Here is a 12,857-nt window from a genome sequence, read left to right as displayed (position 1 = left end):
GACACTCCTCGCGGACGGTCGTTGACTCGACGGTGGGGGTGGTCGCGATGGCGATCCGCACTTACGGCCCCAATGCCGTCGACTGGGAACAGCGCGTCGACCTGGACCGGCTGCGCAGACAGCGCCTGGCCCGGCTCCACGACACACTGAGCCGCTCCGAACTGGGCGCCGTGCTCAGCTTCGACTTCGCCAACATCCGCTACATGACCGCCACGCACATCGGCACCTGGGCGATGGACAAACTGATCCGCTTCGCCCTGCTGGTCCGCGGCGGCGAGCCGATCGTCTGGGACTTCGGCTCCGCGGCCCGCCACCACCAGCTCTACAACCCGTGGCTCGACTACAGCGACGGCAAGGGCGGCCCGCCCACCGGAGCCCGCGCGGGCATCTCCACTCTGCGGGGCGCCTTTCACCCGGACGCCGGCATCGCCGAGGACGTCGCCGCGAAGATCGCCGCCGAACTCCGCGCCCACGGCCTCGCCGGCGAACCGCTCGGCGTCGACGTCGCCGAGATGCCGGTCCTCGCCGCCCTGCGCGCCGAGGGCATCGACGTCGTCGACGGGCAGCAGGTCTTCCTGGAGGCCCGCCGTATCAAGACCGGCGACGAGATCTCCCTGCTCGCCCAGGCCTGCGCGATGGTCGACGCGGCCTACGAGGAGCTCTACGGCTACCTCCGCCCAGGAGTCCGCGAGAACGAGTGCGTCGGACTGGTCAGCAAAGTCCTCTACGACCTCGGCAGCGAGTACGTCGAAGGCGTCAACGCCATCTCCGGGGAGCGCTGTTCACCCCACCCGCACGTCTACAGCGACCGCCTCATCCGCCCGGGCGACCCCGCCTTCTTCGACATCCTGCACAGCCACCTCGGCTACCGCACCTGCTACTACCGCACCTTCGCCGTGGGCAGCGCCTCCCGCGCCCAGCGCGACGCCTACGTCCGCTGCCGGGAGTACATGGACGAGGCGATCTCCCTGGTCCGCCCGGGCGCCACCACCGCCGACATCGTGCGGGTCTGGCCGCGCGCCGAGGAGTTCGGCTTCGCCGACGAGACCGCCGCCTTCGCCCTCCAGTACGGCCACGGGGTGGGCCTGTCGATCTGGGAGAAGCCCATCTTCAGCCGCCTGGTCTCCCTCGACCACCCCGAAGTCCTCGAGGAAGGCATGGTGTTCGCCCTGGAGACCTACTGGCCCGCCGCCGACGGCTGGTCCGCGGCCCGGATCGAGGAGGAGCTGGTCGTCACCGCCGACGGCTGCGAGGTCATCACCAAGTTCCCGGCCGAGGAACTGCTGGTGGCCGGCCGCAAGTACTGGACGGTGGGCGGCGAGCTCAACACGGCCCGGGAGGCGCAGTCCCATCTGAACACGGGGACCTCCGATGGACACCGCTGAACTCCTCACCCTGTACGAGCAGATGGCCCTCATCCGCCGTACGGAGAAGGCCGCCCACGACCTGTTCCTCCAGGGCCTCGTCAAGGGCACCACCCACCTCGCCGCCGGCCAGGAGGCGATCGCGGTCGGCGCGAGCGCCGCTCTGCGCGAGGACGACTACGTCTTCGCCACCTACCGCGGCCACCACCACGCCATGGCCCGGGGCGCCGGCCCCGAGGAGTGCCTGGCCGAACTCATGAGCAGGGCAACGGGGTTGTGCAAGGCCAAGGGCGGGTCCATGCACCTCACCAAGGCCGACGCCAACATGCTCGGCTCCTACGCCATCGTCGGCGCCCACCTCCCCATGGCGGTCGGCGCCGCCTGGTCGGCGAAGCTGCGCGGCACCGGACAGCTCGCGGTCGCCTTCTTCGGGGACGGCGCCACCAACATCGGCTCCTTCCACGAGGCGTTGAACCTGGCCGCCGTATGGAAGCTGCCCGTGCTGTTCGTCTGCGAGAACAACCTGTACATGGAGTACACGCGGATCGCCGACGTCACGGCGGTACCCCGGCCTGCCGCCGACCGGGCACCGGCGTACGGCATCCCCGGTGAGATCGTCGACGGCAATGACGTCGTCTCCGTCCAGGAGGCGGTGGCACAGCTGGCGCGTCGGGCCCGGGCCGGAGACGGGCCCGCCGTGCTGGAGGCCGAGACCTACCGCCACTTCGGACACAGCCGGACCGACCCGGCGACCTACCGCCCCGCCGAGGAGGTCGAACGCTGGCTCAAGCACGACCCGCTGGACATCGCACGCGGCCGGCTGATCGAGGCCGGGGTGCCCGAGGAGAAGGTCACCGCGGCCGACGAGCGCGCACAGACGGTCGTACGGCAGGCGGTCGAGGCCGCGAAGAGCGCGCCGCCGCCGGATCCGCGGGAGGCGTTCACCGACGTGTGGGCGGACGGAGGTGCGGCATGGCGGACGTGATCACGTACCGGGAGGCGGTCGCCGAGGGCCTCGCGCGGGAGATGCGACGCGATCCGTCCGTCGTCTGCCTGGGGGAGGACATCGGGGAGGCCGGCGGGGTGTTCAAGACCACCGCGGGGCTGTTCAAGGAGTTCGGGCGGGAGCGGGTGTGGGACACGCCGATCTCCGAACAGGCCATCGTGGGAGCGGCGATGGGTGCCGCGATGACCGGGATGCGGCCCGTCGCGGAGATCATGTTCTCCGACTTTTTGGCCTGCTGTTGGGACTACCTCGCCAACGAGATACCCAAGGTGCGTTATATGACGGGCGGTCAGGTCACCGTGCCCCTCGTCGTTCGCACCGCCAACGGCGGCGGGCTCGGTTTCGGCGCGCAGCACTCGCAGGCCACCGAGAACTGGGCACTGACCGTCCCCGGGCTGAAGATCGCGGCACCTTCCACCCCCGCCGACGTCATCGGCATGATGGCGGCCGCGATCCGCAGCGACGACCCGGTGGTGTTCTTCGAGCACAAGGGGCTGCTGGCGAGCAAGGGAGCACCCCCGCCGCCGGACCACGTCGTCGAGCTGGGCCACGCGGCCGTCGTCCGCGAAGGAGCGGACGTGACGCTGGTCGCCCTCGCCTCGATGGTGCCGGTCGCGCTCACGGCCTCCGAGTTGCTCGCCCAGGAGGGCATCGACGCCGAGGTCGTCGACCTGCGCTCACTCGTGCCGCTCGACATGGCCACCGTCCTCGCCTCGCTCGGCCGGACCTCCCGGCTGGTCACCGTCGAGGAGAACCCGTACCAGGGCGGCTGGGGCGCCACGCTCGTCTCCGTCGTCGCCGACGAGGGCTTCGCTCTGCTGGACGCGCCGGTGCGGCGGGTGGCGGCGGAGTGTGTGCCGCTGCCGTTCGCGGACGTGCTGGAGGAGCAGGTCATCCCCACCGTCGACAAGGTCGTGGCGGCCGTCAGGAGCCTCGCCGCGTACTGAACACCCCCTAGGAGGAAGCGCGATGACCCATCGGACACTCCTTCGAGCCGGACACGTGCTCTCCATGGACCCCGACATCGGGGACCTGCCGAGGGGTGACGTTCTCATCGAGGACGGGAAGATCGCGGCCGTGCGGCCGGACATCGGCGCGGACGCCGAAGTCCTCGACATGACCGGCCGCATCGTGATCCCCGGCTTCGTCGACACCCACCGCCACACGTGGGAGGCCTCGATCCGGAACGTGGCGCCCGACGCCACCCTCGACGACTACTTCGTCGACATCCTCGACACCTTCGCACCCCTCTACACCCCCGAGGACGTGTACGCGGCCAACCTCGCGGGCGCCCTGGAGTGCCTGAACGCCGGCATCACCACGCTCGTCGACTGGTCCCACATCAACAACACGCCCGAGCACCCGGACGCGGCGATCCGGGCCCTCACAGAGACCGGCATCCGCGCCCAGTACGCCTACGGCAGCGCCAACACCTCCCTCGCCGACTACTGGTTCGAGAGCAAGATCGCGATCCCGGGCGACGACGTCCGCCGTGTCCGCAGCGAGTACTTCGCCTCGGACGACGGCCTGCTCACCCTGGCCCTCGCCACCCGCGGCCCCGGTTTCTGCGTCAACGACGTCGTCACCTCGGAGTGGGCCCTCGCCCGCGAGCTGGACATCCCGATCACCGTGCACGTGGCCATGGGACGGCTCGCCGGCCGCTTCGGGATGGTCAAGCAGCTCCACGACCTCGGACTGCTCGGCCCCGACACCACCTACGTCCACTGCTGCTATTTCAGCGAGGAGGAGTGGCGGCTGGTCGCCGACAGCGGCGGTACGGTCTCCATCGCACCGCAGGTGGAGACGCAGATGGGGCACGGCTGGCCGCCGGTGATGAAGGCGATCGAGCACGGACTGCGCCCCTCGCTCAGCATCGACGTCGTCACCACCGTGCCCGGCGACATGTTCACCCAGATCCGCGCGGCCTTCGGCGCCGAGCGGGCCCGCGTCAACGCGGCGAGCTGGGAGGCCGATGTCCCCGTCCCCGACACGATGTTGACCGCGCGTCAGATGCTGGAGATCGCCACCCGCAACGGCGCGCATGTCGCCGGCCTGGAGGACCGCACCGGCTCCCTCACCCCGGGCAAGCGCGCCGACGTCGTCGCGATCGACGCGACCGCCCTGAATGTGGCCCCGGTTCACGACGCCGCCGCGGCGGTCGCGCTGAGCGCCGACGTGTCCAACGTGGAGGCCGTGATCGTGGACGGCGTCGTCCGCAAGCGCGACGGCAGGCTCACGGCCGACGTGGCGCGTGCCCGGCGCCTGGTCGAGGAGTCCCGTGACCGGTTGCTGGCCGCGAAGGAGGCCCGGGCGTGACGCGACACCTGGTGCGCCGGGCCGCCGACGTGCCGGAGCCGTCGTACGACGAATTCGGCTACCGGCGACGGGAGTTGGTCGGCGAGGGCGACGGCAGCTCGCACACCGGTTTCGGGGTGTGCGAACTGCGGCCCGAGGGCGCGGTCGCGGCCCATGTGCACTCGTACGAGGAGAGCTTCCACGTCCTCGACGGCATCGTGGTCCTCGATGTGCCCGAGGGGTCGTATCTGCTGGAGGAGGGGGACTACGGTCTCCTCCCGACCGGGGTCCCGCACGCGTGGCGCGGCGCCGGGGACACCGTCGCCCGCTGGGCCGACATGCTCGCGCCGGTGCCGCGGGCCCGGTACGGGTACGACACTCAGCCGGTCCCGGGGTGGCCCGCGCGGCCGCCCGTCCGTATCGACGTCCGTGATCCGCGTACCCGGTCCTTCGGTCACTTCGAGCCCGCCCAGATGGACCCCGGCAAGCAGTCCCAGGACCTGCTCGCGGTGTCGGCGAGCATGCGGACCGCGCTCCTCGTCTACAGCGGGATCACGGTGAAGATGATGATCGACAGCGATCTCGGCGCGGTGGCCTCGACGATGTTCATGGTGCAGTACGCGCCCGACGGCGTCGCGGGCACGCACGACCATCCCTTCGAGGAGACGTATCTGTTCCTCGAGGGTGAGGTGGACGCGGTCTTCGACGGTGAGCGGTACCGGCTCGGTCCGGGCGACTGCGCCTGGGCGGGCGCCGGTTGTGTGCACGGCTTCTCCAACGCCGGTAACGGGCCGCTGCGTTGGCTGGAGACACAGGCCCCGCAGCCGCCGGCACGGCACTCGTACCGCTTCACGCGGGACTGGGACTACCTGAGGGAGGCTTCCCGATGAGCGGCGTGGTGGTGATCGGCGGAACCTCGGGCATCGGCAGGGAGTTCGCCCGGGTGCGGGCGGAGCGCGGCGACGAGGTGGTGATCACCGGACGCGATGCCCACCGCACCGACACCGCGGCCAAGGAGATCGGCGCCCGGGGGCTCGCGCTGGACCTCGCGCAGCCGAAGGGGATCGCCGCCGCGCTGGGCGAGGTGGGGACCGTCGACCACCTGGTGATCGCGGGCGTCTCCCGGGACGAGAACCGGGTGAGCGCGTACGACATCGACGCCGCCGTCCACCTCGTCACGCTCAAGCTCGTCGGCTACACCGCCGTCGTGCACGCGCTGCGGTCCCACCTGCACGACGACAGCGCCATCGTGCTGTTCGGCGGACAGGCCAAGGAGCGGCCCTACCCGGGCGCGACGACGGTGGCGACCGTCAACGCCGGGGTGAGCGGGCTGATGCGCACTCTCGCCGTCGAACTCGCGCCCGTCCGGGTCAACGCGATCCACCCCGGAGTCGTCGGCGACAGCCCCTACTGGCGGGCCAAGCCGGAGCAGGTCCTGGCGGGACTGCGGGCCAGGACCCCGACCGGACGGCTCGCGACCGTGGCGGACGTGGTGGACGCCGTGGACTTCCTGTTGCGCAACGGCTCGGTCAACGCGGTGGAGTTGAGCGTGGACGGGGGATGGCTGCTGGGGTGAGTGGCCGGCCTTCGGACTCAGCGCTTGATGCCGACCGCCCCGTACAGCGATACGGGATCGCCGTCCTCCCGCGCGTCCGGACGCCACCGCGACAGGGACACGATCCCCGGCTCCAGCACCTCGAGTCCCTTGAAGAGACGGCCCACTTCGTCGTGCGAGCGGGCCACGAGAGTCACTCCGCTCGCCGTGTACGCCGCGATGCCCGCGTTCACGTTCTCCGGATCGAAGTCCGCCGTCATCGCCGACAGCACCAGACAACTGCCCGGCGCCAGCGCGCCGACCAGCGTGTCCACCAGCGCCTGTGCGCCGTCCTCGTCGGAGATGAAATGCAGCAGCGCGACCAGCGACAGCGCGACGGGCTGCTCGAAGTCGAGGACGGCGGAGGCCCCTTGGAGGATCCGCCGCGGCTCGCGGGCGTCGGCCTGGAGGTAGTGCGTCGCCCCCTCCGGTGTGCCGTGCAGCAGGGCAGCCGCGTGGGCGAGGACGATCGGGTCGTTGTCGACGTACACCACCCGCGCGTCCGGTACCGCGGACTGGGCGATCTGGTGGAGGTTGGGCTCGGTGGGGATGCCGGAGCCGATGTCGAGGAACTGGCGGATTCCCGCTTCCCGTACGGCGACCCGCGTGGCCCGCTCCATGAACCGGCGGTTGGCGCGTGCCTGCCGGGGCGCGTCGCCCTGCGCCGTGATCTGCCGTCCGAGCTCCTCGTCGACGGGGTAGTTGTCCTTCCCGCCGAGGAACCAGTCGTACACCCGGGCCGGATGCGGCCTGCTCGTGTCGATCCGCCGGCCGGCCGACTCGGTCCCGGACACACGAACTCCTCTGCTCGACTGAATGTGCGAGCAGTGTGCCATGCCACCCGGCGCGCCCGAGGGTGTCTTCGGCCGGTTCGTCAAGGATGGCCGAGCAGCCATGGGCGACGGGCGGAAACCCGTCGCCCATGACCCACGATCCGGCTGTGGCTACGGCTTGAGCGGGTCGTGTCCCAGCGTCATCAACCGATGCCTGCGCACGGTCTGTTCGGCCTCGGGTTCGTTCTCCACGTCTGCCTCGGCGGTGACGGTGTCCACGACCTCGTACATCACCTCGATGTCGTCGTCGGTCAGGTCCGTGCGCCGCTTCTGCAGGATCGCGAGGACATGCTGCCCGATCGGCTCACCCGCGTGCTCCGGCAGCGGCTCCGTCGACTCGTCGGCGTCGCTCACCCGCAGCCAGGCGGCCAGTTCCTGCGAGGTCATGTTCACCGCGCGGTGGAAGTCCTCCCACAGGGCGTCGAGTTCGAGGGTGTCGGTCATCGCATGTGCCTTTCCGTGGTGCTTCGGGCGGTCAGTCCCGGGGCCAGTTCTCGGCCTCGAACATCCAGCGCTGCTTCTCCAGCTCCGCGGTGATGCCGATCAGCAGATCCTGCGTGACCGGGTCGGCCTTCTCGGTGGCGTCGATACGCTCACGCAGCCGGCCGATGGCCGCCTCCAGCGTCTCGACGATCAACCGGACGACGTCGTCGTCCCGGATCCAGCCGCTCTTCGAGCCGGGCAGCGTGTAGGCCGCGGCGATCGTCTCCGGCCGGCCGTCGGGCGGCAGGCCCAGTGCCGCGGCACGCTCCGCCACCGTGTCGGAGAACGAGCGGGCCGTCGACACCACCTCGTCCAGCTGAAGGTGGATGGACCGGAAACGGGGGCCCACGATGTTCCAGTGCGCCTGCTTCCCGATCAGCGACACGCCGAGCAGATCCACCAGAGTGCTCTGCAGGGCCTCACCGACCACCTCGCGGGCCGCATCGGGCAGGGTGCTCCTCACCACAGTCATACCGTGCTCCTCCTTCTGGCATGGTCAATGCCGTTACGGAGCAGCGCGTCGCGTTCCTGCTCGCAGGTTCCGCCCCACACGCCCGAGGTCTGTCCACCGCTGAGCGCCAGGTCGAGGCACTCGGGGGTGACCGGGCAGCGGGCGCACACGCGCTTCGCCGCCGCGATGTCCCGCAGCGCGGGTCCTTGTGTGCCCACAGGGAAGAACAGCTCAGGGTCCTCTCCCACACAGGCCGCTCGACGCAACCACTCCATGGGGGCGCGGGTGCCCAGGGCCTACTCGTGCAAACAGCGGTGTCTCAGCGTGTGAGCACGGCGTCGAGGAAGTCCGTCACGTCTGCGAAGACCGCCGCCCTGTTCGTCTCGTTGAACACCTCGTGCCGGGCACCCGCGTAGATCCGCTCGGTGAACCTCTCGCCCCTGAGCCCCTCGACACCGACGCGGCTCCCGGCGAGCGGGACCAGGCGGTCCTCGTCGCCGTGCAGCCACAGCAGCGGGAGCGGTCCGACGCCGCCGTTCCTGGACACGGTCTCCAGGGTGCGGGCGAACGCCTCCACCGTGGGCCGCTTCATCGGACCGTGCCAGACGAGGGGATCGGCCTTGTACGCCGCGCCCACCGCCGGGTCCCGGGAGAGCGAGGCCGGACTGATGGGCGTGTCGGGGATCTCCTCGAGGGCGAGCAGCGCCCCCGGCAGCTGCCAGGCGCCGATCACCGGCCCCGACAGGACGAGCGCGGCGAGCTCGGTGCCGTACCGCTGGGCGAAGCGGGCGGCGATCAGACCGCCCATGGAGTGCCCGACCATCACGAGGGGCACGCCGGCATGGGCGTCCCGGGCCAGGTCGGCCACCGCGTGCACATCCGTGACCACGTCCTCGAAGTCCTCGATCAGGACCCGCTCGCCCGCGGACTTCCCGTGCCCGGTGTGATCCGGCCCGAAGACGGCCGCGCCGTGCGCCACGAGGACCCCGGCGAGCTCTTCGTACCGGCCGACGTGCTCGCCGTAGCCGTGCACGAGGAGGGCCACGTACCGGGGCCGGTTGTGGGGCCACTCGCGCACGGTGAGGGGGCCGTGAGTTCCGGCGAGGACGTGCTCGGCCATGTCTCCTCCAATTGCGCCACAGTGCGAAACCAACAGCGCCCGTGCATGCCACGGCACTGGCGGGAGCGCGCCAACAGGACCACTCGGCGAGACGGCACTGACAAGTCCGTCCACCCGCACCTAGCATCGGTCTCCGCATGGACACGATGACGCTTTGGCACATTTCCGGTTGGGGGTTCGCCGCGCTCGCCGCCGCGGCGGTGCTCGTCGGCTTCTCCAAGACGGCCGTGAGCGGTGCCAACACCGTCAGCCTCGCGATCTTCGCCGCCGTGCTGCCCGCCCGCGCCTCCACCGGCGCCCTGCTGCCGATCCTGATCGCCGGGGACGTGCTCGCGGTGCTCACCTACCGACGGCACGCCCACTGGCCCACCCTCTGGCGCCTGTTCCCCGCGGTCGCGGTCGGCGTGGTCGCCGGGACGCTGTTCCTGCAATGGGCGGACGACGGGATCGTACGGACGTCGATCGGCGCGATCCTGCTGTTCATGGCCGCAGTGACGCTGTGGCGCCGGCGCGCGGCCGACACGGCGGAGGAACCCGACGAGGTCGCCACCCGGACCGGCCGCGTCAAGGCCCGTTCCTACGGCGTCCTCGGCGGCTTCACCACCATGGTCGCCAACGCCGGTGGTCCGGTGATGTCGATGTACCTGCTGTCGGCGGGCTTCCGCAAACTCGGCTTCCTCGGCACCTCGGCGTTCTTCTTCCTGATCGTCAACGTCTCCAAAGTGCCCTTCAGCGTCGGCCTCGGCCTGATCGACGGCCACTCGCTGCTGCTCGACCTCGCCCTCGTGGCCTTCGTCGTACCTGGTGCGTTCCTCGGCAAATGGGCTGTGAACCGGATCAACCAGAGGCTCTTCGAACAGTTGGTGATCGCGGCGACGATCGTGGGCGGCGTACAGCTACTGGTCCACTGACTCGGCCAGCAGCGCCGGCAGGTCCGCGAAGGAATCGATCACGTGGTCGGGCGTGCCACTTGCCGAGCGGTGGGTCTCCGGGAGGTACTTGCCGGTCTTCACGAGCACCCCGGTGAGTCCGGCGCGCTGCGCGGCCAGTACGTCCGACTCGATGTCGTCCCCCACCATGAGCGCCTCGTCCGCCCTGACCCCGAGCCGTGCGAGCGCCGCCTCGAAGAACGCGGGCGACGGCTTGCCGGTGACCTCGGCCTCGGTCCGGGCGGCCTTCTCCAGCCCGGCCAGGAAGGCCCCGGAGTCGAGCTGGAGGCCGTCGTCGGTACGCCAGTACAGATTGCGGTGCATCGCCACCAGTCGGGCCCCGCGCTGGAGGTGCGCGAAGGCCTGGTTGAGCGCCGCGTAGCCGAACTCGGGCCCGGCACCGCCGAGGACGACGACATCGACGTCCTCGGACTCGCCGCCGACGAGCGTGACGCCCGCGAGATCCTCGGCGATGTCCCCACTGTTCAGCAGCGTGCAGCGCGCGCCGGGACGGTGCTCGGCCAGATACGCGGCGGTGACCGCGGGCGCGGTGAGAATGTCCCGCGCCGACACGGCGAATCCCGCCCCCGCCAGCACCGAGGCGATCGACGCCCGCGTCCGCGAGGTCGTATTGGTCACCAACGCGACCTCGAGACCGGCCTCCCGAACCTCCCGCAACGCCGCCACCGCCCCCGGCAACGGCTCCCACGACACGGTGAGAACCCCGTCGATGTCGATCAGGACTGCGCGCACGGATGCCATGCCCGGACGATAACCACGGACGGGCGGGAGCGCCTGTCGTCGTGCGTCCGGCCGCCCTGCCGTAGGCGACCGCCGTCCGCCTACGGCGCGCACCCGTCGTGCCGACTTCCGCCCCTGACCTCGTACGCTACCCGCCATGGGCCCCCACATCCTGATCCTCGGCGGCACCACCGAGGCCCGCGAACTGGCCGCCGTGCTCACGGCGCGGCCGGGAGTTCGCGTCACCACCTCTCTCGCGGGGCGGGTGACCCGGCCGGGCGCGGTCGCGGGAGAGGTGCGGATCGGGGGGTTCGGCGGAGCGGCGGGGCTGGCCGACTGGATGCGGCAGGAGCACGTCGACGCCATGGTCGACGCCACCCATCCCTTCGCCCGTGCGATCACCGCCCATGCGGCGCAGGCAGCCGCGGCGACCGGCGTGCCCTCCGTGGTGCTGTGCCGCCCGGGCTGGCGCCCCGCACCGGGGGACCGCTGGCATCCGGTCGACTCCCTCGACGAGGCCGCCGAGTTGCTGCCGAGCCTTGGCCGCCGGGTGTTCCTGACCACCGGCCGCATGGAGCTCGCGGCCTTCGCCCACCTCACCGAACTGCACTTCGTCGTACGGTCGGTGGAGCTGCCCGAGCCGCCCATGCCCCCGCACACCGAAGTGCTCCTGGCCCGTGGCCCGTTCACGGTGGCCGACGAGTCGACGCTCCTCTACGACCACTGCATCGATGTCCTGGTGACCAAGGACAGTGGGGGAGTGGCCACGTCCGCCAAACTCACGGCCGCCCGCGAACTGGCCCTGCCCGTAGTGGTCGTACGCCGACCGCCCCTCCCGGAGGGGGTGAACTCCGTGCCGGACGTGGCGGGAGTTCAGCGGTGGCTGGACCTGGACTCGCCGTGACGCCGGGAGGCGGCCACGAACCCCGTCAGGCGGTGCCGCCGCCGGCCAACGTCCGCGCCCGCCGCGGCAGTCCATTGTTCAGCCATCCCCGTGCAGGTCAGGGCGGTCCGCTCGGGTGCGGCCCCGGAGGCAGGGCTACCGCTGCTTCGGATCGCGGCGCAGCAGATACGTGTCCATGATCCAGCCCTTGCGCTCCCGGGCCTCGGCGCGCATCCGCTCGATCCGGGGCGCGGCCTCGGCGATCGGCCCGGAGACGAGGATCTCGTCCGGCGTGCCTATGTAGGCGCCCCAGTAGATGTCGATGTCCTGGTCGGCGTACGCGCGGAAGGCCTGGTGGGCGTCGAGCATCACGACCACGTCGTCCACCCCCTCCGGAAAGCCCTCGGCCAGACGTCGGCCGGTGGTGATCTGGACGGGCCGCGCGACCCGGTTCAGCCCGGTGCGGTGCCGTGCCACCAGCGCCGACACACTGCTGATGCCCGGCACGACGTCGTACTCGAAGGACACCGAGCCGCGCTCCAGGATCTCCTCCAGGACGCCGAGCGTGCTGTCGTACAGCGACGGGTCCCCCCACACCAGGAACGCGCCGCTCTCCCCCTCGCCCAGCTCCTCGGTGATCAGCCGCTCGTAGATGTCGGCACGGGCACTGCGCCAGTCCCCGACGGCGGGGGAGTAGGCGTCGCCGCCCGCACCGCGGTCCCGCTCCGGGTCTCGGGCCTCCACCACCCGGTACGACCCCTCTGGTACGTGCGCGTCCAGCATGTCCCGGCGCAGCCGCGTCAGGTCGCTCTTCACCTCGCCCTTGTCCAGGACGAAGAACACGTCCGTGCCCCGCAGCGCCCTGACCGCCTGGAGGGTCAGCTGCTCGGGGTCGCCCGCGCCGATACCGATGACATGAATCTTTCGCACACCCCGAGTCTGCCGCACGCCACTGACAGTACGTACACCGCGTCCACCAGGGCTGTCCGGGCGGCCGAGGTAGTGGGTGAGGCGGCGAATGGCCCGGCGTGACGCGGGTGCCTGCAACTCCCCAGGGGCGCGGGGAACTGCGCGACCAGCCCCCACCGGCCCGCAGACGCGCAAAGACCCGGCGAGGCATCCCCGTAGGCGCCCGGCTCACGCCCCGCGCACGCGGCC

General features: G+C 71.1%; 15 protein-coding genes. 8 read left to right on the top strand and 7 right to left on the bottom strand.

The features are described from left to right. Positions 1–47: 47 nt before the first annotated feature. Genes ACIBJB_RS14935 through ACIBJB_RS14910 form a run of 6 tightly spaced genes read left to right on the top strand, consistent with a single transcriptional unit; the run spans position 48 to position 6,241 of the window. On the top strand, positions 48–1,385 hold the full coding sequence (locus ACIBJB_RS14935; protein ID WP_398930397.1) for a M24 family metallopeptidase: 1,338 nt from the start codon (positions 48–50) through the stop codon (positions 1,383–1,385). Next, complete coding sequence (locus tag ACIBJB_RS14930) at positions 1,372–2,349, top strand: thiamine pyrophosphate-dependent dehydrogenase E1 component subunit alpha (protein WP_398930395.1); 978 nt, start codon at positions 1,372–1,374, stop codon at positions 2,347–2,349. The genes ACIBJB_RS14935 and ACIBJB_RS14930 overlap by 14 nt, the downstream gene beginning before the upstream one ends. After that, on the top strand, positions 2,337–3,317 hold the full coding sequence (locus tag ACIBJB_RS14925; RefSeq protein ID WP_398930393.1) for an alpha-ketoacid dehydrogenase subunit beta: 981 nt from the start codon (positions 2,337–2,339) through the stop codon (positions 3,315–3,317). The genes ACIBJB_RS14930 and ACIBJB_RS14925 overlap by 13 nt, the downstream gene beginning before the upstream one ends. A gap of 22 nt (positions 3,318–3,339) precedes the next feature. Beyond that, entirely contained in the window at positions 3,340–4,686 is a 1,347-nt protein-coding gene (locus ACIBJB_RS14920; protein WP_398930391.1) for an amidohydrolase family protein, read from the top strand. Next, the gene (locus ACIBJB_RS14915) at positions 4,683–5,555 is read left to right on the top strand and encodes a cupin domain-containing protein (RefSeq protein ID WP_398930389.1); all 873 of its coding nucleotides are present in this window, start codon (positions 4,683–4,685) and stop codon (positions 5,553–5,555) included. Before ACIBJB_RS14920 ends, ACIBJB_RS14915 begins: the two co-directional genes overlap by 4 nt. Next, a complete protein-coding gene (locus tag ACIBJB_RS14910) occupies positions 5,552–6,241 on the top strand; it encodes an SDR family oxidoreductase (RefSeq protein WP_398930387.1) in 690 nt (229 codons plus the stop codon). Before ACIBJB_RS14915 ends, ACIBJB_RS14910 begins: the two co-directional genes overlap by 4 nt. Before the next feature lie 17 nt (positions 6,242–6,258). Here the strand turns inward: ACIBJB_RS14910 and ACIBJB_RS14905 are convergent, their stop codons facing one another. The 5 genes from ACIBJB_RS14905 to ACIBJB_RS14885 all read right to left on the bottom strand — a co-directional run bounded on the left by ACIBJB_RS14905 (position 6,259) and on the right by ACIBJB_RS14885 (position 9,146). After that, entirely contained in the window at positions 6,259–7,053 is a 795-nt protein-coding gene (locus ACIBJB_RS14905) for an SAM-dependent methyltransferase (protein ID WP_398930385.1), read from the bottom strand. Between the two features lie 150 nt (positions 7,054–7,203). Next, positions 7,204–7,536, bottom strand: a complete 333-nt coding sequence (locus ACIBJB_RS14900; RefSeq protein ID WP_398930383.1) for a DUF3140 domain-containing protein — start codon at positions 7,534–7,536, stop codon at positions 7,204–7,206. A gap of 31 nt (positions 7,537–7,567) precedes the next feature. Continuing rightward, positions 7,568–8,047, bottom strand: a complete 480-nt coding sequence (locus ACIBJB_RS14895; RefSeq protein WP_398930381.1) for a Dps family protein — start codon at positions 8,045–8,047, stop codon at positions 7,568–7,570. Beyond that, on the bottom strand, positions 8,044–8,301 hold the full coding sequence (locus ACIBJB_RS14890) for a WhiB family transcriptional regulator (RefSeq protein WP_398930379.1): 258 nt from the start codon (positions 8,299–8,301) through the stop codon (positions 8,044–8,046). Before ACIBJB_RS14890 ends, ACIBJB_RS14895 begins: the two co-directional genes overlap by 4 nt. A 44-nt stretch (positions 8,302–8,345) precedes the next feature. Continuing rightward, positions 8,346–9,146, bottom strand: coding sequence for a lysophospholipase (locus tag ACIBJB_RS14885; protein WP_398930377.1), 801 nt, complete (start codon positions 9,144–9,146; stop codon positions 8,346–8,348). 137 nt (positions 9,147–9,283) lie between these two features. Between ACIBJB_RS14885 and ACIBJB_RS14880 the strand changes: the two genes are divergently transcribed. Then, positions 9,284–10,057: a sulfite exporter TauE/SafE family protein gene (locus tag ACIBJB_RS14880; protein WP_398930375.1), complete on the top strand. Its 774-nt coding sequence runs from the start codon at positions 9,284–9,286 to the stop codon at positions 10,055–10,057. On the opposite strand, the gene ACIBJB_RS14875 is transcribed toward ACIBJB_RS14880, so the two are convergent. After that, a complete protein-coding gene (locus ACIBJB_RS14875) occupies positions 10,043–10,837 on the bottom strand; it encodes a TIGR01458 family HAD-type hydrolase (protein ID WP_398930372.1) in 795 nt (264 codons plus the stop codon). The two genes, ACIBJB_RS14880 and ACIBJB_RS14875, sit on opposite strands and share 15 nt — an antisense overlap. A gap of 136 nt (positions 10,838–10,973) precedes the next feature. Between ACIBJB_RS14875 and ACIBJB_RS14870 the strand changes: the two genes are divergently transcribed. Beyond that, positions 10,974–11,720 (top strand): cobalt-precorrin-6A reductase, encoded by a 747-nt coding sequence (locus ACIBJB_RS14870; RefSeq protein WP_398930370.1) that lies wholly within the window; start codon positions 10,974–10,976, stop codon positions 11,718–11,720. Positions 11,721–11,855: 135 nt separating this feature from the next. Here ACIBJB_RS14870 and cobF read toward each other — a convergent pair whose 3' ends face one another. Continuing rightward, positions 11,856–12,629, bottom strand: a complete 774-nt coding sequence (cobF, locus tag ACIBJB_RS14865; RefSeq protein WP_398930368.1) for a precorrin-6A synthase (deacetylating) — start codon at positions 12,627–12,629, stop codon at positions 11,856–11,858. Positions 12,630–12,857: the final 228 nt, after the last annotated feature.

Source organism: Streptomyces sp. NPDC050759 (assembly GCF_044456945.1).
Classification (GTDB): Bacteria; Actinomycetota; Actinomycetes; order Streptomycetales; family Streptomycetaceae; genus Streptomyces.
The sequence above is the reverse complement of the archived record's forward strand: the minus strand, read 5'-3'. Positions and strand labels throughout refer to the sequence as shown.